We start from the raw sequence: 23,228 nt of genomic DNA, 5'->3' as shown, positions 1-23,228 counted from the left end.
TTCCACTTTTGCCTTAAAAAAAGTGAAAAAGAAAAAACCTGTCATTTCAAAGAACCTGCCTACCGTTTTATACGCTCAAAGAAGCCGCGCAAAAACGGGCTTCTTTGAAACGAGTTTTTTAGGAGTTGAAATTAGTAGGCACCGATAAAACGATGTCCTGTACCATTCGCTAATTTGGCCCCTTTAGTAAGTTGGCCTGTTTTCCAGTTGTAAACAAATACATTTCCTGCTTTACTTACCGGAGTTAACGGAACATACACATAATCGCCATGAACAGCAATGCTTTGATGTTGGTCAAAATTCAATTCGGCTTCATATTCCGTAGGGATTTTTGTGGCAGTTTTGGTGTTTAAATCTATTAAAGCCAGGTATCCGCCTGCATCGTCAACTTCGTACATAACAAAGCCCTTGTTATCTCCAAGATACCTCCAGGCTTTAATACCGGTAAGACCGTTTATGCCCAAAGCACTTGATAAATCGAATAGATAACTATTGTCATAATCGTTGGTGTTTTTGTCTATGCGAAGAATGTGTGGGAAGCCTGTTGTATTAACTCCGGTAGCCTGGTAAATGTGGCCATCGTCACCAATGTGCTGTATCATAGTGCGATACCCATTATTTCCATATTTGCTTTGAGTTGACCAAATTAGTTTAGGATTTCTCAAACTTGGATAATCTAATACAATTGTCACCGTACCTGCAATATTTTCGGCATCGCTTGGCCAAGATATTCCTCTCGTTGGGTGTTGGGTTGGCGTACCGGTAGGATTTATTTTAGAAATATTACACCCTATGAACACTTTATTTTTTGCCTGATTGATAATGGGCATATCAATACGCCCGATAGAATAGCCCGCAGCCAATTGCGCCGAAGTGAATGGAACCTGAAATGAGGTCGTATTCATGATGCTTGGATTGTCGAGGTTAAGCGAGGCAACAACTGCGGTAGATATAATGGAATCAAAGGTAACCGCCGGAAACGTTCCTTTGTATATAGTTTCTGTTGAAATGGTTACACCAACGCCAACGCCTTCCATAGATTTAACCCAACGAGGGGCTGTACCTAAAATAATGGCGGCGTTTACTTCATTGCCCTCTTTTACAAAGTCTTTGCCTCCATTTACTAAGTACTTCTGGAAGATGCCTCCATCAGCCCCGGTATATTGTATATCGTAGATATATTTTCCATCTGCAGATCCCTGGACGCGGGAGGTGCGCGGCGAATCAAATTTCAACGCATTTCCTTCGGGAAAAACATCTAATTCATATGCCGGATTAATGGCTTGGTCATGCGTAATTGCATAAAGCAAAGTGCCTCCGTTACCATCACCGTCATTATCCTTTTTTATAGCGGCAGTTAAAGTAATCCAGCGGCTCTCGTTTTCATCCGGATCTGTTGTTCTACCGGCATCATTGCCCTTTGAACAACCGGCTAATGCCAAGCCTGCGATAACTGTTGCAAACATGATAGGTTTTAACATACGTCTTTTCATATTCTGTAGTTTTTTTTATAAAAATTTGCTGAAAGTATAATTGAGTTTTAAAAAGATGCCGCGCCCGGGTTTTTGAACTCCGAAATTGTCGTACAAGGCGGCGTTAAAAATGTTCTTTGCATCTACACTTGCTATAAGTTTTCCAGATGGAAAACGATAGCTGGCTCCTAAATCATGAAATAGCTGTGAAGGTGTTTCGCTTCCTTCGGACGGATGCCAAGCAATGTTGTAGGCGCCTACGTAACCGGCGTTGTAATAAAAAGTGACAACCGACCTTTTCTGAATAAGATTGTCCACCCTGTATTGCACATTTCCATTTATGTTAAAAAAAGGCTCATTGGGTATTTGCAAATTGTATCGATCGTCAGACACTCCGTTTTCATCACGTTCTCTTTTATATAGGGCATTGAACTTGGAAAAGTTGACGATTGCGTTTAGCTTTTTGTCAAACACATAAACGATTTCGGCTTCCACGCCTCTGGATTGTGTTTTACCAAGATTTATGAATGCCGTTGCCTGTATATCCAAATCTGAATCTGTAACGACGCTATCGACTGTTTGGTTTACAATTCTGTCGTATCCATTACGCCAAAACGTGCTGAAATAAAAAGAAACCTTATGTTTATCAAAGTCCAAACTTCCTAGCCTAAAACCTGCATTGAAATTTATGTTTTGCTCAGGGCGTAGGTTTACGTTTGGTAGTATATTGTTTTCTAGCCTTCCGTACAACTGTTCTTCTGTTGGCATGATATAGCCATTTTCCATAGAAGCAATTAAAAAAAGCTTAGGTTTAACATTATAAGAAGCGGTAGCTCCATAACCAAAGTTGTCACTAAAAGAGGAGGTTGTTTGCGGATTGAGCACGTAAGTGCCATTTGTATTTATAGTAGGATTGGGGTCAGTCTGTTTTGTACTGTTTGCAGTGTACTTTACCAATAAATTAGTCTGTAATTTATTTTTAAGCGTCTGTGCTTCGTAGTTGGAAGACACAATATTTTTTGTAACCTGCGTTACAGTAACGAAATCCTTATTTACAGGAATCAATAAATTTTGATCGTCTCTATCTGTACTTTCAATTTTATGATTAACAGAAACCCGATGACCCGGAGCGATTGTATAAGCTAAGTTGGCCCGGGAGTTTAATATCTTTCTATCTACCTGACTAATAGTAGGCCGTCCCTGCTGTGCACCACTGGGTGATTTTACAATGATAGGGGGCTCTCCGGCTGCTATCATGTAATCGGTATGTAATATCACAGGTTTGCCATCCCAGTTATATAGAGTGGTTACAGTGTCCTGTATATAAGTGCTACGGATACTATATACGGTATTGATGTTTAATGCCAAGCCATCTACAAAAAGATTACGTTTGGTATAACTTAAGCCAAATACATTGGCGTTAAACTCAGAAAAACGACCTACATATGGTTGACCTGTTGTAGTACCATGAGGTATTTCATTATAAGTATCGGAAATATTATAACCTAGAAAAAACTGATCTGCCCATTTCACATCAGTAAAGCCAACTTCAAAACGGCCGCCTATTGATTTATAAGTATTGTTAAACCTTTTAGCGCGAAAGTTGCGGGTTAATATTCCGTTCCGGTCAGTATATTTTGCAAACTTCCCCCACATTTCGTAGCTATTATCTGTGTAAGTATAAAAGCCCGACCCTCTAAAAGAAAGCCCGGTCTTTTTATCCCGGAGTGTGGCGCTTACGTCAGAATTAAAAGTGTTGAACGAACCATAAGAAAGAGCCGCTGTTGCATTATTGCGGGATGCATCTTTTTTAAGTACAACATTAATGGCACCCCCCACGTAATCGCCCGTCAAATGTGAGGGCAGCACCCCTTTGTAAACTTCAATCCGCTCAATCATCGCCGGCGGAATATTATTAAGGTTGAAAGAAGAACCGTAGGTGGAAACCTCTATACCATCTAAAAATATTCCAACTGCGCTGCCAGACATACCATTCAAATTATACGTTACCTGCGAGCCAATTCCACCGTTTTGCCTAACCCTTACACCAACCGCCCTATCTAATAATTCGTTAGTGGTTAAATTTCTTAATGATGCCTCCTTGGTTTCTATAACTGCCACTGCAAAACCAGAGATTTCCATTTCGCGTTTTTTGGTAAGGCCCTCTACGGTAACTTCTTCCAAATTTTCGCGATCACCTTTTTTAAGTGTGAAATTTTGAATAATGGTATCGCCACTCCTGAGGTTAATTTCCGCCCGACGGGTGGCATAGCCGGCCGCACTGGCGGCAACGACCTGCTTACCGGCATTCAGTTCAAGGAGATATTCGCCATCAGCATTGGTGGTAGTGAAGCTGCCCGTATTTGGGTTGCCTACCGTAGCGCCGGCTGCCGGCTGCCGGCTTTCTAAAATAATTTTACCCTTCACAAAACCAGGCGCCTGGCCCTGCGCCCATAAAGGGAAAGCGAAGGCCATCCCAACTATAATCAACCAAATTGCTGTGTTGCCGTATCTCATTTGCTCGTTTTAAAAAACGCGTTGCCGTGCTTTTCAGGCTGCAAAGGTCAATCAGTTAAACGACTCGATACGGAAAACAAATAGCGGAAAACGGAAATTTAAGTCACGCGATTGTCATAAACAGTGGTTTCTAATCCGGTTTTAATGGCTTTAGCGGTAACAAATACTAACTTTGAGGCCACACCAACAGATACTTTGGGAACGAAGCATTTAAGATGTTAATGAGCAGATTGGCCGAAACAACTACTATTTTATATAACCAGCTTTTTGAAGTAAAAGAGCATGAGGTTTTTGAATCGCACACTAACGAATTATTCCATTCCCCTGATTTTGATTTTTATGAACTCAGCATAAAAGATCTGCATTTTAGCCATATCAGCAACAATGCGCCACAAAAAAGCTTTCATGCGCTGCAAAGCAAAAAGGCCTATATCAGTTTTGTATGTAGCCTGAAGGGCCGGCAGATTTTCGTAAATCGGAACGCAGGAAAAGTTTTCGCCAATATTCACAATAACCAAAGCGGTCTGTTGCTGATCAACAACCAGATTTTCGATCACTGTTGGGAGGCGCAAAATGGCGCGGAGCTGTACATCATTAATATGACGATAGCATATTTCACGCGGTTCCTCCCAGCGCATCACCCCCTTTTTGAACTACTTGAAAGCAGCATTAAAGAGAACGCACCGGTTCTTTTGGGTGAGCGCGTTATCGAAATAACGCCGAAAATGAAATCCTTGCTGCTTGATATTTTACTGTGCGAATACAACGACAATTATAAAGCGCTTTATCTGAAGTCAAGGTTTATCGAATTGCTCATGCTGCAGCTGAGAGAATATGAAATAAACCTGGAAGAAAATGTGCCAGACGCCATCAACGATGCCAACCTGCGTAAAATGCACGAGGCGCGGGAATTTATCGACGCCAACCTTGAGCAACCCTGTTCCCTTGTAGACCTGGCGCTTCAGGTGGGCACAAATGAATGCTATTTGAAGAAGCATTTTAAACAGGCTTTTGGCAACACGGTTTATGGCTACCTGCATCAACAACGCATGGAGCGGTCTAAGGAAATCCTCATGCGCGAAAACAAAAAAATTTCAGAAGTGGCCAAACTTTCAGGCTATAAACATACCAGCCATTTTTCCAGCGCCTTTAAAAAATATTTTGGTTATCTGCCCAATAAAATAAAACTGCTGATTCCGCTTATATTTCATAGCTCAGAATGGAGTTTCGTGATGGAAACGAGCCTGCTGATGCCGCTTTAGCCAACATCGCGCCGGCAAAAAAAAAGAACACCTTTGAAGGATGTTCTTTTAAAAATTAGCGGGTGCATTTTACAATAACACCGTAACGCGATGCACCTGTCCGTCGTCGGCCAGCCTGATAAAATCGTCAGCCGTTGCATTTTCGTCGATCACAATGCTTTTACTGCCATCGCGTTTTTCATTCCGAACATGAAGCTGATAAAGTGTATTGCCAAACTTGTAATTCACCTCAAATCCCGGCCAGTCATCGGGTATGCAGGGATCAATATGCAATTCGTCTCCTTTCCTTTTCAGGCCCAGAATATGCTCCAGCGCCAGCTGATAGGTCCAGCCGGCAGATCCCGTGTACCAGGTCCACCCCCCGCGGCCTTCATGCGGTGCTACGCCGTAAACATCCGCCGCCATCACGTAGGGTTCTACCTTGTACTTTTGCGTCTCGTCTTTCGTCACAGCGTGATTGACGGGGTTAACCATCGAAAACAATTCCCATACCCGCTCTTTATCTTTTATCATCGCAAAAGCCATCATCGTCCAGATTGCCGCGTGCGTGTATTGGCCGCCATTTTCCCTTACGCCTGGCACATACCCTTTGATATAACCCGGGTACAGATCAGACTTATCAAACGCAGGTGTCAATAATTTTATAATACCATTTTCGCGATCGATCAAATGCTCATTGAGAGAAGCCATGGCTTTTTCCGTGCGGCCCGGAGCGCCCGCACCTGATATCACCGACCAGCTCTGAGATATAGAATCGATGCGGCATTCTTCGTTTTGCGAAGAACCCAGCGGTGTTCCATCGTCGAAGTAGGCGCGGCGATACCATTCGCCATCCCACGCATTTTCGTTGATATTACTCTTTAACCGTTCGGCTTCGCTGATACATTTTTGGTGAAACGCTTCGTCCTTTTGCTGTTCGGCGATGGATGCAAATTTGATCAGCACATCATACAGAAAAAATCCCAGCCACACACTTTCGCCTTTGCCATGTTCGCCTACTTTGTCCATGCCATCATTCCAGTCGCCCGAGCCGATCAACGGAAGGCCATGGTGCCCAAATTTCAATCCGAAATTAATGGCCCGTTTGCAGTGGTTATAAACGGTTTCCCATTCGTTTAAGAACACCGGAAGATCATAGTAGCTTTCCTCATCGGGCCGCAACGGCCTCCCCTGAATAAACGAAACGTATTCTTCGAGCACGCCTGTGTCTCCTGTGGTTTCAAGATACCTCGCCGTCACAAAAGGCAGCCACAAATAATCATCTGAGCAGGTGGTGCGTACGCCGCGGCCCGTAGGTGGATGCCACCAGTGCTGCACATCGCCTTCTTTAAACTGCCGCGACGCCGCCAGCAAAATCTGGGCTCTGGTAATGTCCGGCCTTGTGTGCATCAGCGCCAACACATCCTGTAGCTGATCCCTGAATCCAAAAGCGCCTCCGGATTGGTAAAAGCCGCTTCTTCCCCAAACGCGGCAGGCCAGCGCCTGATAAACCAGCCAACCGTTGGCTAATACATTGAACGCATGATCAGGCGTATTGACATATACATTTCCTAAAATGTGGTTCCATTGATCGTGCACTTTGGATTGCGCTTCATGAACGGTTTGTTCATTTCTGAATTTCTTAATCAGCTCGCGGGCATCGTGTTCGTTGCGGGCGCTGCCCAAACGAAAAATGACTTCTTTTTCTTCATCGGGCATCAGCTCTACGCCAATCTGGATGGCGGTGCAGGGATCTAACGCAGCACCATACCTGTTCGAAAGCCGTTCCCTCGTCATACCCGCCGGCGCCGCCAGTGAGCCATTCCGTCCCAGGAATTCCGTACGGTCGCAGGTGTAGGATTTTACAGCGCCTTCAGCTTCGAGAAAAGAAACACGCTCCGAAAAAATACTATTATAATGATTCCGGGCAAACAGGGTACCGGTTTCAAGATCTTTTTCCGTTACAACATGCATACGGGTATTTGTCGCCGTGTCGCCCAACACCCATTCGACATATCCTGTTACGGATAGCTTTCTCGGCTTTTCTGTTATATTCTTGATCCGCACCAGCGTAAACTTGATCGCGTCGTCCACATCAACAAAAACCCACATTTCGGATTTAATGCCATAGGCGATATGTTCATACACCGTGTAGCCAAAACCGTTTCTTGTAATATAAGGCTTACCACTGCTGCGCGGCAGAGGCGACGGCGACCAGTACCGGCCGCTGATATCATCTCTTATATAGAAAGCTTCGCCCGTTTTGTCTGATACCGGATCATTCTTCCAGGGCGAAAGCCGATAGGCATGCGCATTCTCGGCCCAGCTGTATCCGGGACCGCTTTCCGAAACCATTGTTCCAAACTCGCTGTTGGCGATGATATTGACCCAGGGCGCAGGCGATTTATTTTCGTTGGTGGTTAAAATAAAATATTCTTTTCCATCCGGCGTGAAACCGCCGGTGCCGTTATTAAACACGAGGTTATCGGGCAAACCGGACACTACGCCGGTTTCAAAAGTATTGCGCCCCGTAACCTTTAAAACAGGCGGCAATTGTTTGGGAGCCTTCTGCCGGGTCATTTGTTCTTGCAGCGATCCGGCATGATCGAAAAATATCAACCTTGCGACTGTTTGAAACAGTACGCGGTCTTCAGTAGAAAGCTGGTCACCCTGCTTTACGAAGATACCGCCGGGTTGATCGACGATAGCGCCGCTGATCGCGGTTACAAATCCCATGATCTGATCGTGAAGCAATTGACGGTAGGTGCCAAAATCATCATTCCAGATAATCAAATCCACCGCCAGTCCTTTCATGCGCCAATAAGAATGCGCTTTGATCAGCTGCCGCACCAGGGTGGTGTCTTCACTATCCTGCACCCGCACCAACACAATCGGAAGATCACCGGATATGGAATAGCCCCATAGCCCGGATTGGCCTTTTCTGTTACTTGCAATAATATTGGCGTCCGCGCGGTGAGTGGCGTTGGCATACAGGATATGGCCGGCCATAGCGTTGAATAATTGCGCTTCACTTTCACTGGCGTTTATTTGCCTCAGCAGTACCTGGCTATGCGTCCAGGAAAGCTCGAAAGCTCGATTCTTCAAATGGCTGTCGTGATACTTCTCAATGAGATGCCCACAGGTTTCTTTGTTTTCGCTCATCCCCACAATCACTTCGAAAGTGGCTGTCTGTCGCGGCTTTAAGGTGATCTTATATTTTATGGCCGCTACAGGATCCAACACAGAACCATCAGTGCCAGACAATGGGCCTTCGATGGCGGCGCCTGCCGGAGCCTGTAAGGACTGGGTTCGGCCAATAAAGCGCATGCGGTCGCTTTCGAAGGAAACTACCTCCTGCGGCACACCGCTGAGCTGCATCATAAAAAACATCCACGGCGGTTGCTCATCGCGCGAACGGGCCCTGCGGGTACATACAATTGCTTTATCTTTTTCACTGATTTTGGTCTGAACGAAAAGATTGCTGAAAGCGGGATGCGCCTCGTCGGCGGCTTGCGGCGCAATCACCACTTCGGTGTAGCCGGTTACTTCCAACTCTTTAAGCACACTGCTTTTATTGGTTACTTTTATTTTCCGGATCGAAATATCATCTTCAGGCGAAACAACAATATCTGTTTTAATTTCAAAGTCATTATTCACCCTTCTGAATTCTACATGTCCCTGCGAAAAAATCGTTTCATCAACATTGAATTTTTTCTGCGTGGGCTGGTAGGTATTCGAAACCAAATCACCGGTTGAAAGGTCTTTTATATAACAGAAGGTCCCCCAATTATCCTGCGTCACATCTTCACGCCAGCGCGTTACCGCCAAATGTTTCCACTTACTGTAACTGCCGCCGCCGTTTGTAATCGCTACATGGTAACGGCCATTGGAAAGCAGCTGCACCTCCGGCACCGGCGTGTGTGGTGTATTTATAATTCTAATATGCGACTCATGGCTGGTCACTACTTTGCTGGCGGCATTATCATCCTGCGTGTAATAATTAGTGGCTTTGGGAGAACGTTCTTTAAGCAGGAGCAGCGCCGATTGCAGCTGCGGATCACGTTCAAACCGGTGCTGCATTTTCTCCCCCAGCAATAACCGGGCTATCGACAAAAAGCTCATCCCCTGGTGGTGGGCCATGAAGGACCGGATTACTTCAAAGGACTTTCCCCGCGGCATACGCGACTGCGTATAATCGATAGCTTCGTAAAAACCGTATTTTCCTTCAAACCCTAAAGCCGCCTGTTTCTGTAAATTGTTGATCGATGCTCCGGGATCTACCATCAGCCCCAGCGCGGTGGCATAGGGCGCTATCACCAAATCCTGTCCCAGGCCGCGTTTCAGGCCGAGGCCCGGAACGCCGAAGGCCTGATACTGATAATTAAGTTGCGCATCAACCAGATTGTATCCCGATTCAGAAATTCCCCAGGGTATATTTTTTCTCCTTGCATAATCGATCTGATTTTGAATGACGCCCTGCGCTGTTTTTTCCAACAATGTATTTTCATAAGAAGGCATGACCAGATCAGGCATCAGGTATTCGAACATAGACCCGCTCCACGACAATAAAACCGGCGCGGTGCCTTCATTGGTTATTAGCCGTCCCAACGCAAACCAACTGTCCTGCGGCACTTTTCCCTGCGCAATCGCCGTATAAATACCGAGCCTCGCTTCAGAAGCCAAAATATCGTAATAGCTTTTGTCTTTAATGTCTTCGCTAACATTATAACCAATATGGAAAAGATGTTTGGATGCATCGTAAAGAAAGTCATAGGCCACATCTGCGAAGCCGCTGCATTCATTGGCCAGCTTTTCAATCTTACTCAACTTTTCCAAAGCCTGTGCATTTGCATCTTTCAGAACCGTCTTTAAACGCTCGAGCCAGGATTTTTGTAAAGGGTCGGCTTCGCCGGAAATTAGATTGTCGATTATCGGCAGCAATCCCGTGATCATGGGATGTATCTCTTGCAACACCGGAACTTCTTCTAATGATTTCAAAGCATCGTAAGAAGGAGGTACCGGCAACAAATCCACCCAGGGCGTTAAAATAGAAAAAGAAGAAAAAGCATCTTCGAGCTGGCGCTCCATTTTTTCAAGCCAGTATAAAGCGTCCGCATTATCCCCTACAGACCCGGCCTGCTTTACAGCAATAAGCTTTTGCCGTAGCGACTCAAGTTGCTTTTTATGCTCCAACAGGTTGGCTGTTGGCTGCGGTGGATGGCTTAGGCTACTTTGTAGGTCGGCTAAAGTATTTTTTTGATCGCCTAAGCTTTCCAGCGTTTGCCAGGTATGTAATAGGCCTTCGTAAAATCTGCTATTGAAAACGGGTTGATGCGGAAGTTCAAGCAGCCCCTGGCGCAGTACGATCATGTTGGCTACAAAATTGCCGCTGTCGACGGCCGAAATGTATTTAGGATACAACGGCTGCAGCGTCGTGGTTTCATACCAGTTGTAAAAATGGCCGCGATATCTTTCCATATCGCTCAATGATCGAAACGTATTTTGCGTGCGCTCTACAAGGCGGCAAAGCGATATGTACCCAAAATCAAAAGCAGATAAATTGACCAGGCAGGATAACCCGATATTGGTAGGCGACGTACGATGGGCCGTCGCTTCCACGGGCTTCTCCTGGTAATTATCGGGTGGCAGGAAATGATCTTCAGCCGTAACAAAATCTTCAAAAAAGGCCCAGATTTTTCTATTAGCCACCTGTAGAAAAACGGCCTCGGAAGACGATAAGCTAAACTGGCCGCCGGTTCTTTTTCTACTGACACCCCAGGCGATTATCGGCGCCGCCAGCCATAAAACCAAAAAGGGCAAAGCGGTGCCCAATGCCGACGGCTGAAACATCACGATACAAATGCCCAGGGCGATTACTGATAAAGTTGACAGCCACATGTAGCTATAGGCAGCGGCCACACTCTTTTGGGCGCTTCCTTTTTGTGCGGCGTAGGGCGTCCATTGCAATAAACGCTTTCTCGAAATTAATAATCGCCAGTTAGCGAGGAATATGGCATCGGCGTTTTTAAACGCCTCAAACGGCAGCACTGCGATATTGTAAAACAATTGCGCCATATTCTTTTTTAAGCCATCCAACACATCAGAAATATGGGCCGTTGTACTAAGCTCTTTTGGCCGTCGAATGAGTTGCAAAACAGCTGACATCACCGGCATAAAAAACCAGAAAATTAAAAAGCCTATAATCCATTGCAGCGGGTTGGGCATGAAGAGCCATACCAAGATCAATAATACAAGCATAGCGGGCGAGACCAGGCTGCGCTTGATGTTGTCCCATATTTTCCATTTTGAAAGATTGGAAATATCATTTCGCCGAAGCTTATTTTTGGCATCGGGCGCGAAGGGAAGGCCCCAGGTTGCAATTTGCCAGTCGCCCCGGATCCAGCGGTGGCGACGGCTAACATCGGTCCAATAAGTTTCCGGATAGTCTTCAAATAGTTGAACGTCGGTAAGCAGCCCCGACCTTACATAGGATCCTTCCAGTAAATCGTGGCTCAGGATCCGGTTTTCCGGAAAGGCTTTCCCCAGCACTTTCTCAAAGACATCAATATCATAGATCCCTTTACCAATGAAAGATCCTTCTTCAAATAAATCCTGATAAACATCTGATACGAGCTGCGTATAGGGGTCCAACCCTGAGTCGTTGCTATGCATGCGCGCATAGGCGGAACTGTCTTTTCCTGGTAAATTAATCGCCGTGCGCGGTTGCAGGATGCCATACCCTGCCACGACCCTGTTTTTGGCCGGATGGATTACCGGCTTGTTGAGGGGATGCGCCATGGCGGCGATCATTTTCCAGGCGGATTCGCGCGGCAAAATCGTGTCGGCATCCAGTGTAATGACATATTTAATATTTGTCAGTGTGGTGGTGTCGCCAACGATGAGCGAAAAATCGTCATGCCCGGTGTTCCTAAGCAGGCTGTTCAATTCGCCGAGCTTACCTCTTTTCCGTTCGTAGCTCATCCATACTTTTTCCTTCTTATTCCATTTGCGGGGCCTGTGCAGTAAGAAAAACTTATCGCCGCCGCCGCGTTGGCTATACTTAATATTAAGCTGTTCAATTTCCTCTTTTACCAACGCTAATAAGGCCTCATCCTGAGGCATATGTTCCTGCGGCGCATCCGCAAAATCGCTTAACAGACAGTAGAACAGGTTGTCACCCGGGTTAGAAAGATATCGCACTTCCAGATCGCTCACCAACTCTTCAATGCCGGCTTTGCTCGTGAGTAGGCAGGGAACGGCGATCATGGTCCGGTAGACATCGGGTACTGCCTTCGAGAAATCAAGTTTGGGCAACGATTTAGGCCTTACAATCAGGGTAGCGATCCAATTGATGACAATCGTTGCAAAGTGGCCCAAAATAATAAATGCCAAAAGGCCGGTCAGGACCGCTAACCACCATGTTCCGGTAGTTGCAATGACGTATCGCGCCAGCAGAAACCCGGAAATAAAAGCGAAAAGAAAAGTGGATCCGGCATACACCATAAACCGGTTTTTCTTGAACACCTTTCTCAAGCGATCTTTAAACCGCAACGAGGCGTCTACCTCTTTCATCAACCTGTCTTTTCCCCTGTCAATGAGAAAATAGCCGACATGCCATTGGCGTTCCGGTGCATTGGATGCTTTTTCTTCTTTTGTCAAAGCCACAGCCCGCATCGCAATTTCATGCTCCTCCATTCCTGAAAGTTTGCCCATCCATTCCACGACATGGCGGTAACAGTCCCTCGTATCGAAGTCCATCAGCGGGTAAGTGCCGGTTATATCTTCACGCAGCACTTTTTCAACTACGCTTACGTTTTCAACAAATTTCTTCCATTCAGTTGTTTTCAAAAGGCGTATACTTTCAATGCTGTTTCGCATGGACACCTGATCGGCCGCCTGGCTTTGGTTATGCATGTTAACCAGTTCAGCCACAGAATGCCCGGTGTCAGCAAGCTGTTGTTCTATCCATGACAAAGGCATCGCCAGGCCCTGGCCTTTGCCCTGCATGCGTCGTGTGAATTCAGCCACGAAGGCGCTATTGAGTGAAATATCGCCCTTCGCCATTTCGGCGGTGGCAATGATCACATCTTTCGGATTTTTTTGAGCAACCCGTATAAACTCGTCGGCCCAGTAAATGGCTTCATTTTTATCTAACCGGTCGATCGCCACCCGCGAAACAATCCGCCTGATATTTTCAATAATGGCAAAACGGAGCATGATCGGAATCGCCCACAGTTCACCAATTTTCAGCATGTTTTTTGTCTGATACCCTTCTATAAAAGACGTTAGATTGGCAACATCTATCCGCCCGTCGCTATGAGAAATGATTTCTAACGCGATATCGTAGACGCGCGGCATGCCGGCAGATTTTCCTTTGGCCAAAATGGGCAGCGTCTGGCTATAACCTTTGGGAAGGTGCTTTCGCGCAATATCTATCTGTTCTTTAATAAGATAAAAATTATCGAGAAACCATTCGCTCGCCGGCGCAATGGCCTGCTTTTCTTTGATCGACTCGGAAAGCATTTGTTGCACCCGGACAATCACTTCCTCGTTTTCATTGAGGCGTTTTAACACCTTATCCGGTTGTTTGGTTTTTAATACCTCATGTTGCGCTGCTACGCGTTCCCCATGCGCTTTCATTTGCGCATTGCTCAGCAAATCCAGGCGAAAAGGGTCCTCATTTTTAAAAGGATAGTTAGAGTCGGAAGTAAAATATTCCCTCAGCTTCGTTACAAAATCATCGACAGGCGATACAATTTTCATCCGGTTATTATTTTAATACTGTTTCTGTATAATTTGACGGGTTTCGTGCGGTGGTTAAAGCACGCTGCACATTTCAAGGTATTGATAATTGCAATTTTCAAGCCGATATTTTTCAGATTAACTAACAATCAATAAAATAGCCGCCCTTTGCAAGGCGGCCATTTCTTTAACCCATTCAAAAAATATCCTGGCTACGCATTTTGCAGCTCCTGAATCTTTTCCCTGATCTTTCCTTCAATCTCCGCACTTAACTCGGGATTATCATTGAGAAGATTCTTCACCGCATCGCGCCCCTGCCCCAATTTGTCGCTATTGTAGCTATACCATGATCCGCTTTTTTGAATAATATTCAAATCAACGCCCATGTCGATTATTTCACCTGTTTTGGAAACGCCCTCTCCGAAAATGATATCGAATTCAGCAGAGCGGAAAGGCGGCGCCACCTTATTTTTTACCACTTTTACTTTTACGCGGTTACCAATAGCTTCGTCGCCGTCTTTGATTTGCGCCTGGCGCCTGATATCGAGCCGAACAGATGCGTAAAATTTTAACGCATTTCCGCCCGTAGTCGTTTCCGGATTACCAAACATCACTCCTATCTTTTCCCTCAACTGATTGATAAAAATGCAAATGGTATTGGTTTTCGAAATGGTAGCGGTCAACTTTCGCAGCGCCTGGCTCATTAACCGGGCGTGCAAGCCCATTTTGCTATCGCCCATTTCTCCTTCAAGTTCGCTCTTGGGCACCAACGCGGCTACCGAATCGATCACCACAACATCCAGCGCCCCAGAAAGAATCAGCCGGTCAGCGATTTCCAAAGCCTGCTCGCCGTAGTCGGGCTGGCTAATGAGTAAATTATCGACGTTTACACCAAGCTTTCTTGCATAAACGCTATCAAAGGCATGTTCCGCATCAATAATGGCACACATGCCTCCTTTTTTTTGCGCCTGCGCGATCACATGGGTCGCGATGGTGGTTTTACCGGAAGATTCGGGCCCGTAAATCTCAATAACACGGCCACGCGGTAGCCCACCAATACCTAAAGCGGTATCTAAACCTATTGAACCCGTAGAAACCACCGCATGCGTTTCAACGGCTTTTTCGTTCATCATCATCACACTGCCCTTACCATAATCTTTATCAATTTTTTCCATGGTAAGTTTAAGCGCCTTAAACTTTTCACTGCTGATGTCTACTTCGGGTAATTTATCTGCCTTTGCCATAAAATCAAAAATACAATTTAGCTATATCCTTTCTAAAATATTTATTAACAAGCAAAGCTAATATATTTAGCACAAACAATACTAATATTTTTGGATTTTTTCATAAATATTTTAGACGGCTTTTGTTTTCGTTTTCGGGCCGGCTTGGCTCGTTTCTGGTGATAAACATGCGCCTTTATTGATGGCTCTATTCTCCGCCCAGCGACGAATAACCGAACGCCCAACTGATAAAATTGATGTAAGTTTGATTTAATGTATCTACTATGAATTATTTCGACTTATCGGACCAGGTGAAAAAGCATGTGGAAGCTTATTTCCATGCCCAGGAAGAACCGCTCGTTTACCACAATTTTAAGCACACGGAAGGCGTGGTTTTAGCCGCTATTCAAATCGCCAATCATTATCAGTTGCATGAAAAAGACTATTTTATTGTCACTACTGCAGCCTGGTTTCATGATGCGGGCTATTTTTTGGATTATGCGAATCACGAACAAAAGAGCGCTGAACTTGCCCGGGATTTCCTGGATAGTAAAGGCATAGACCAGGACACGATCGAACAAGTGGTGCAATGCATACTCGCCACTAAAATGCCGCAAAAGCCCACCGGCCGACTGGAGGAAATCGTTTGCGATGCAGATCTTTTCCATTTTGGCACCGATGCTTTCAGGGCAAACAATAAGTTGATGCGATTGGAGGTAGAAGGCAAAAAGCAAATGAAAGTGAACAAAGCCGATTGGCGTAAAAACACGATTTCGCTTTTAAAAAATCACAGCTACTTCACCGATTACTGTCGCGCGCTGCTCGATAACAAGAAAAGGGAGAACCTTGAGGCGCTGTTGAAAAGAGACGAAGGAGAGCAGGACCCCGCGGCGATTGAAAAAGCGGAAAATTGGAAAGCCGAAGCGCCAACGAAACCCAAAATGGCAGGCGCAAAGAAAGCCGCCAGTGAAAAAGCAAAACGGCCCGACCGGGGAATCGAAACGATGTTCCGCATTACGTCGGGCAACAACCAGCGGCTGAGCGACATGGCCGACAATAAAGCGCAAATAATGATCACCGTCAATTCCATCATTATTTCGGCAATTTTAAGCTTATTGCTGCGCAAGCTCGATGATAATGAAAACCTGATCATTCCTACTTATATTATTTTGGTGGTGAGCGTGGTCACGATCGTGTTCTCGATCCTCGCCACCCGCCCTAATTTACCCAAAGGAGAATTTGATCAAAAAGATATTGATGATAAAAAAGTGAACCTGCTGTTCTTCGGCAACTTTTACCGCATGGACCTGGAGCAGTACACCGCGGGAATGCGGCAGGTTATGGAAGATCGCGACTTTCTTTATGGCACTTTGATCAAGGATGTGTTTTCGCAGGGCGTGGTATTGGGGCGCAAATATAAACTGCTGCGTATCTCTTACAATATTTTTATGTTTGGCCTTATCATATCGGTGCTCGCTTTTGTAATCGCAACGCTGTTTAACTAAATAATTTTGTTTTGGCTACCTATCTTAATCGCGATATTAGCTGGCTTTCTTTTAATGGCAGGGTGTTGCAGGAAGCTGCCCGCCAACGGGTGCCTTTACTTGAGCGTATTAACTTCTTATCCATTTACTCTTCCAATCTGGATGAGTTCTACCGCGTTCGCATACCGGCGCTCATGGCTTTGGAAAAAATCGATGAACAGGAAAGCGTATTGCAGCAGGCCAACGAGCGCATCAGCCGGCAACTCAATGATTTTGGAAAAATCATAAATGATAACATCATCCCCGACCTGCAACAGCACCAGGTCTGCTTTGTATATAATAAGGACATGCCGGATGCTGCGGCAAACGCGGCACACGATTATTTTTTTACAACGTTGTTGGCTTATCTCCACATTTTACCTCTAGAAAAAAACAGCGACTTTTTTCCTGAAAACAACACGCTTTATTTTTTAGCTGTAATTGGGAGTGGCGCAGAAAAAAAACATTATATCATCAATATACCTGCTGCGCCATGCGGGCGTTTCTTTTACATGACTGCCGATGGCGTCGAATATGTGTTATTTATTGACGACATCATTCGACATAACCTGGGCTTTCTTTTTCCGGATACTGCCATTGAAGGCGCCTATAGTTTTAAAATCACGCGGGATGCTGAGTTAGACATTAAAGATGAATACAAAGGGAACCTGGCCGAAAAAATTGAAAAAGAGATTGCAAAAAGAGATTTTGGATTCGCTACCCGCTGCCTGTACGACCCGTCATTGGCGGCCGAAGATTTGGAAGCGATAAAAAAAGCATTTAATCTTTTCAAAGCATCATGGGTAGCCGGAGGGCGTTATCACAACTTGCGCGACCTCGCTGCTTTTGCTCCGCGTAGTTTCAGCGAGCGATACCCGGCCTGGCCTGGCGCGGTCATGTCTTTACCCATTCCTGACAGCTTGCTGAAAAGTATGGAGCAAAAAGATTTGATGCTGCATACTCCTTATCAACGGTATGAAGAAGTGTTGCGTTTTTTTAATGAGGCCGCCACCGAGGCTGATGTTGAAGAAATCTACCTGACTTTTTATAGGATCGCCGGCGATTCGAGAATTGCGAACGCATTGATCAGCGCGGCGAACAACGGTAAAAAAGTGACCGTTTTTGTTGAGCTGAAAGCGCGCTTTGACGAGGCCAATAATATCTTTTGGTCAAAAAAAATGAAACAGGCCGGCATTAAAATTATTTACAGCATTCCCGGCCTGAAAGTGCATGCAAAGATTGCCCTGGTGAAGAAAAGAAAACAGGCGCGGCTGCAATATTACGGGCTTTTATCCACCGGAAATTTTAATGAATCGACAGCGCGGTTTTATACCGATCACATACTCTTCACCACCAACCCGGAAATACTTACAGAGCTGGAAATACTCTTTCTTCACCTGATGAACGGAAAGCTGGCGCCAGGCCAAACCGGTGGCAACTTCAATCATTTATTGGTCGCACAATTCAATCTGCAACAAGATTTCTTCAGGTTGATTGACAGAGAAATTGAACATGCCCAACAAGGACAAGCGGCAGGCATTAGCATTAAACTGAATAATCTCGAAGAAAGAAAACTCATCGACAAACTTTATGAAGCCTCCCGGGCTGGCGTTTCCGTAAGGCTGATTGTTCGCAGCATTTGTTGCCTTAACCCGCAGATCGAAGGTCAAAGCGAAAACATTCGGGTCAAACGAATCGTTGATCGCTATCTTGAACATGGCCGCTTATTCCTATTTCACAACAACGATAACCATGAAGTTTATATGGGCAGCGCCGACTGGATGAACCGGAATATTTATCGCAGAATCGAGGTTTGTTTCCCCATCCGGGATAAAGAAATCAGAGACCAGATCCGACATATTTTTGATTTGCAATGGCAGGATAATACGCAGGCGGTTTGGATCAACGAATCTTTAACCAATCCTCCTGCCCTGGCGGAACACGAAGCGCCGGTTCGATCGCAGGAATCTATCTATCACTTTATAAAATCGCTATGACACTCAAGCCCTTTATCATCATGCAACTGTTATTGCTGCTTTCATTTGCAGCTTGCAACCAGGTTCCTGAAAAACAGTATGAGTTTCCCCAGGGCTACAACCTCAACGAACCCGAGAAGTTCGAAATGGAAGATCCGCTTTTAGAAATATCGGGCATCAGCTTTGCCAACAACGACAGCCTGTTTGCAATTCAGGACGAGCAGGGCCGCATGTTTTATGGAGTGCCCGGAAATCCGATGGAGCAACAAGTCAAATTTTCTAAAGGCGGCGATTTTGAAGATATAAGTATTATGGAACAAATGGTTTTTGTTTTAAAAAGTAACGGATCGGTTTATTCATTTCCTTTAGCGGACAGGAGCAGCGAAGAGCTTACCTCCACCCGGGAATGGAAAAAGATGATTCCAAAAGGGGAATATGAAAGTTTATTTGCCAATAGTGAAAACCAATTGGTATACATCCTTTGCAAAACCTGTAAGGCTGATAAAAAGGAACCCCTGGTGAAAGGATATGCGCTCAAATGGCAACACCATAACTTGCAATTGGATCATGAATTCAGTTTAAAAATCGCACCGATCGAGGCGATGCTTTCTGATAAAAAAGAAACCATTAGGCCTTCCGCGATCACATTTGACCCGCATACAAAACAATGGTTTATTATCGCTTCGATCAATAAATTGCTGATCATAGCTGATGTAGATTGGAACGCAACGCAGGCTTATAACCTGGATCCCAAAATTTACAGACAGCCGGAAGGGATTGCGTTTGACAGCAAACGAAATTTATATATTTCAAACGAAGGCGATGTTGATAAACCGGGCAACGTATTAAAAATATCATTCCGCCCGTAGCCATTTGTATTTTGAGTTTTTCAGGAAAATGCATGTTTATGCGAAAATTTAGCGTGGGTATTTTATTGTTTTTTGGCTTGTTGGCCGAACTGCCGGCACAGGATATCGTTCACCGCGCTATTTTCATTGGCGATGCCGGCGAACTGAACACGGCCCAGGAAACCTTAATTCCTAATGCGGCCCGCCACGTTTTAAAAGAAAAAACAACGGTCTTTTTTCTCGGCGATAATATTTACCCTCACGGCATGCCACTGCCGGAAAGCGGCGAAAGAAAAAATTCGGAAGCTATATTGCGCTCTCAATTCAAACCATTTCGCGAGCAGGGGGCGCCGGTATTTTTTGTGCCGGGCAATCATGATTGGGACCGTTCAGGAAAAAAGGGGCTTCAAAAAATTATAGAACAGGGCCATTTTCTGAAGGCCCAAAATGACAGCCTTTTGAAAATGCTGCCCGCTGACGGCTGTCCTGGCCCGGAAGCTGTCGAGCTCGCGCATGGGCTCGTAGCCATTATGTACGATTCCGAATGGTGGCTGTTTCCCTTCGACAAAACAAATGAAAGCGCTGACTGCGACTGCAAAACAGAAGCAGCGATGATCGCCCGTTTAAAAGATCTCTTGCATCAATACCGCGGCCAAACGGTGTTGCTTATTTCACACCATCCGCTGGCCAGCTATGGCACCCACGGCGGCCGCTTCTCTTTGAAGGATCATATTTTTCCGCTGACGGTCGTCAACAAAAACCTTTATATGCCGCTTCCGGTAGTCGGCTCGCTCTACCCGCTGCTGCGCAGTGTTTTGACTAACCCGGAAGACCTCAAACATCCATTGTATAAAAATCTTATTCGCGAGGTGGAGGGCGCATCGGCAAGTGTATCAAATATCGCGGCGGTAGCCGGGCATGAACATGGCTTGCAGTTTATTGAAAACAAGGGCACACTGCCGCAGATCGTGAGTGGCGGAGGCGCCAAAAAAAATTACACCATAAAAGGGCCTCACTCTTTATTCGGGCAGGCCGTTCAGGGCTATGTGATCGCCGACTGGCTAAGCGACCGGTCGGTTCGTTACACCTTTTGGGAATATTATAAAAACGGTGTCAAAGAAGTTTTTTCTCATCAAATCCCCTTTCGCATACCACCACAGTATGTTGACAAAATAAGCTGGCCGCCCCAAGGCGCGGATAGCGTCACTGTAAGTTTGCGCCCGGCTTTTGACAGTGTTGGCCGGCTGCACCGCAAGATTTTCGGTGAAAATTATCGCCGGGAATTTGCCACACCCACGCGGTTGCCGGTGCTCCGCCTTTCATCGATCAAAGGAGGTTTAACGGTAGAAAAAAAAGGCGGCGGCATGCAAACGATTTCACTAAGGCTGGTAGATCAGCAGGGCAAAGAATGGGTGCTCAGGAGCTTGGAAAAAAATCCTGATCCACTGCTGCCTTCCGCTTTGCGACGCACTTTCGCGCGCGACGTCTTAGATGATTATATGAGCGCGCAGCATCCCTTCTCTCCGTTGGTCGTACCTACGCTGGCGCGGGCGTCGGGAGTTCCACATGCTCATCCGGAGATTGGCGTCGTAGCGCCCGACAGCCTGGCTATGGGTGATTTTGAACCTCTTTTTGCGGGAAAAGCTGCTTTACTCGAGGAGCGCGAGCCATTGGGATCGTCTGACAATTCACCCAAAATGATTGAAAAACTGATTGAGGACAATGATAATAAAGTTGATGGCAAAGTCTTTTTAAAAGCCCGTATGCTTGATCTGCTTTTGGGAGACTGGGATCGGCATCCAGACCAATGGCGCTGGTATGATTCGCTGGACGGGAAAGGAAAATATTACCTCTCAGTGCCCCGCGATCGGGACCAGGCTTTGTATCGCCGGGAGGGGCTTTTGCCCAATATAGCGTCGCGGCCTTATATTTTGCCCACGCTTCAGGGCTTTTCGGCAACTATTGAAAAGCCTAAATATGCGCTTCAGAAATCTGGCTTTTTAAACGGTTATCTTTCCGCGCGCCTCAGCCATCAGCAATGGACGGCGCTCGCCAGCGAGTTTGTGACAAATATTTCCGACGCTGTCATCGACAGCGCTTTCGCAAAGTTGCCCCAATCGGCCTATGACCTGCGCGGTAAAGAACTCGCTTCCATCATGAAAAAGCGCCGCGACAAACTACCCGAAGCAATGGAGTCTTATTACCGTTTCAGCCATAAAATTGTAGACCTGGTTTTATCTGATAAAAATGAAAAAGTAACCATCAGCGACGCCGCAAAGGGCGCATTGCTAATCAATATCCGAAAAATAAATAAAGACGGGGAGCTGAAGGATGAACTTTTAAATGAAAGATTCGATCCCGCGATCACCAGAGAAATCAGGTTGTACCTCCATGACGGCAAAGACGAAGTGACGGTTCAGGCAAAACAATCAAAGATCAAATTGCGGATTATCGGCGGCAGCGATAAGAAACTTTACATCGTGGAAGCGGCGCGTCGACCAATCCTGCTGTATGATCAAAAAAATGGCTCCGGCTTCACGGGCCAACAACAAAAATTAAAGCAACACATCAGCAACGACAGCCTCAATACTGCGTATGTGCAGGCCAACCCCTACCATTTCCGGCAGCCGCTCATTACCGGCGGATATAATCTGGACGACGGGCTGATTTTAGGAGCAGGGATGAAATTTACGCGGCAGGGCTTCCGGAAAGCCCCTGCTTCCATTCACGAGTTTACCGTAGCGCACTCTTTTTCGACCGAAGCCTACCGCATAAAATATCAAAGCGAGTGGCTGCATGCCTTCAGGCATACTGATATTATTTTGAAGGGACTCGCCAAAGCGCCCAACAACACGCAGAATTTTTTCGGGCTGGGTAATGAAACAGGTTTTGACAAAAGCGGCAATTATAAAAGATACTACCGTACGAGGTTTGCCGTTTACGATTTGGGGCTTTCTTTTCGCTGGCGCGGAAACAAGAAATCCGCTTTCAGCTTCGGCCCTTCGTTTGAATACTATCATTATGATGCGGATGATAATGCGGGCCGCTTCATCAATAATACCGCGCTTATCGGAACCTACGACAGCTCCATCATTGCCAAAGACAAACTTCATTCCGGCATTCGCGCCACATGGGTTAATGACAACAGGAATCACACGATCATTCCTTCCTGGGGAACTTACCTTCAAGTTGGAGCAAAACTGCAGTCAGGGCTCAATAGTTTTTCAAAAAATTACGGGCAGCTGGGCGCAGCTTTCAGTTTTTACAAAAACCTCAACCCGTCAGAAACTATTGTTTTAGCCAACCGGATTGGAGGAAGCCTGCTCCTGGGAGATTTCACCTTTTACCAGGCGAATTTTTTAGGAGGGCATGAAAACCTTTTAGGGTATCGGCAATACCGCTTTGCCGGGCGGCATATCGCCTATAACAACACGGAGCTGCGGATAAAGCTGGCCGACCTTGCTAATTACATATTACCCGGCCAACTGGGCATTACCGGCTTTTTCGACGTGGGCAGAGTTTGGACAAAAAGTGACTTATCTGATAAATGGCACAACGGTTACGGCGGTGGCATTTACCTGGCCCCTGCCGGAATGGTTTTATTTCAGGGGTTGCTCGGCATTTCGGCGGAAGGCGTTTATCCTTATTTTACTTTCGGGTTTAGGTTCTAACTTTGACTGCTGCTT

General features: G+C 45.9%; 9 protein-coding genes. 5 read left to right on the top strand and 4 right to left on the bottom strand.

The window, feature by feature from the left end; translation table 11 throughout:
* Positions 1–131 precede the first annotated feature (131 nt).
* Together ABDK00_RS00950 and ABDK00_RS00945 are read right to left on the bottom strand one after the other, a co-directional pair.
* Positions 132–1,493 carry a hypothetical protein gene (locus tag ABDK00_RS00950; protein WP_346237632.1) on the bottom strand — a complete coding sequence of 454 codons (1,362 nt, stop codon included), beginning with the start codon at positions 1,491–1,493 and terminating at the stop codon, positions 132–134.
* 15 nt (positions 1,494–1,508) lie between these two features.
* Positions 1,509–3,989: a TonB-dependent receptor gene (locus tag ABDK00_RS00945; protein ID WP_346237631.1), complete on the bottom strand. Its 2,481-nt coding sequence runs from the start codon at positions 3,987–3,989 to the stop codon at positions 1,509–1,511.
* A 221-nt stretch (positions 3,990–4,210) separates the two neighbouring features.
* On the opposite strand from ABDK00_RS00945, the gene ABDK00_RS00940 reads away from it, so the two are divergent.
* A complete protein-coding gene (locus tag ABDK00_RS00940) occupies positions 4,211–5,251 on the top strand; it encodes an AraC family transcriptional regulator (protein WP_346237630.1) in 1,041 nt (346 codons plus the stop codon).
* A 69-nt stretch (positions 5,252–5,320) separates the two neighbouring features.
* Here ABDK00_RS00940 and ABDK00_RS00935 read toward each other — a convergent pair whose 3' ends face one another.
* Both ABDK00_RS00935 and recA read right to left on the bottom strand, forming a co-directional pair.
* Positions 5,321–13,993, bottom strand: coding sequence for a GH36-type glycosyl hydrolase domain-containing protein (locus ABDK00_RS00935; RefSeq protein WP_346237629.1), 8,673 nt, complete (start codon positions 13,991–13,993; stop codon positions 5,321–5,323).
* A gap of 191 nt (positions 13,994–14,184) precedes the next feature.
* Complete coding sequence (recA, locus tag ABDK00_RS00930) at positions 14,185–15,216, bottom strand: recombinase RecA (protein WP_346237628.1); 1,032 nt, start codon at positions 15,214–15,216, stop codon at positions 14,185–14,187.
* Between the two features lie 263 nt (positions 15,217–15,479).
* Between recA and ABDK00_RS00925 the strand changes: the two genes are divergently transcribed.
* From ABDK00_RS00925 to ABDK00_RS00910, 4 genes are read left to right on the top strand one after another with little or no spacing between them, the layout of a single operon-like run.
* On the top strand, positions 15,480–16,700 hold the full coding sequence (locus tag ABDK00_RS00925; protein ID WP_346237627.1) for a Pycsar system effector family protein: 1,221 nt from the start codon (positions 15,480–15,482) through the stop codon (positions 16,698–16,700).
* An 11-nt stretch (positions 16,701–16,711) separates the two neighbouring features.
* Entirely contained in the window at positions 16,712–18,715 is a 2,004-nt protein-coding gene (gene ppk1, locus ABDK00_RS00920; protein ID WP_346237626.1) for a polyphosphate kinase 1, read from the top strand.
* On the top strand, positions 18,712–19,563 hold the full coding sequence (locus ABDK00_RS00915) for an SdiA-regulated family protein (protein ID WP_346237625.1): 852 nt from the start codon (positions 18,712–18,714) through the stop codon (positions 19,561–19,563). The genes ppk1 and ABDK00_RS00915 overlap by 4 nt, the downstream gene beginning before the upstream one ends.
* Before the next feature lie 38 nt (positions 19,564–19,601).
* Entirely contained in the window at positions 19,602–23,213 is a 3,612-nt protein-coding gene (locus ABDK00_RS00910) for a BamA/TamA family outer membrane protein (RefSeq protein WP_346237624.1), read from the top strand.
* Positions 23,214–23,228 lie beyond the last annotated feature (15 nt).

Source organism: Niabella insulisoli, from assembly GCF_039652435.2.
Taxonomy (GTDB): Bacteria; Bacteroidota; Bacteroidia; order Chitinophagales; family Chitinophagaceae; genus Niabella; species Niabella insulamsoli.
This window is presented reverse-complemented; position numbering and strand designations above follow the sequence as displayed.

Excerpts from the sequence above, each read along its gene's own strand:
- ABDK00_RS00950 (WP_346237632.1), bottom strand. The coding sequence starts at position 1,493 with ATGAAAAGACGTATGTTAAAACCTATCATGTTTGCAACAGTTATCGCA.
- ABDK00_RS00945 (WP_346237631.1), bottom strand. The coding sequence starts at position 3,989 with ATGAGATACGGCAACACAGCAATTTGGTTGATTATAGTTGGGATGGCC.
- ABDK00_RS00940 (WP_346237630.1), top strand. The coding sequence starts at position 4,211 with ATGAGCAGATTGGCCGAAACAACTACTATTTTATATAACCAGCTTTTT.
- ABDK00_RS00935 (WP_346237629.1), bottom strand. The coding sequence starts at position 13,993 with ATGAAAATTGTATCGCCTGTCGATGATTTTGTAACGAAGCTGAGGGAA.
- recA (WP_346237628.1), bottom strand. The coding sequence starts at position 15,216 with ATGGCAAAGGCAGATAAATTACCCGAAGTAGACATCAGCAGTGAAAAG.
- ABDK00_RS00925 (WP_346237627.1), top strand. The coding sequence starts at position 15,480 with ATGAATTATTTCGACTTATCGGACCAGGTGAAAAAGCATGTGGAAGCT.
- ABDK00_RS00915 (WP_346237625.1), top strand. The coding sequence starts at position 18,712 with ATGACACTCAAGCCCTTTATCATCATGCAACTGTTATTGCTGCTTTCA.
- ABDK00_RS00910 (WP_346237624.1), top strand. The coding sequence starts at position 19,602 with ATGCGAAAATTTAGCGTGGGTATTTTATTGTTTTTTGGCTTGTTGGCC.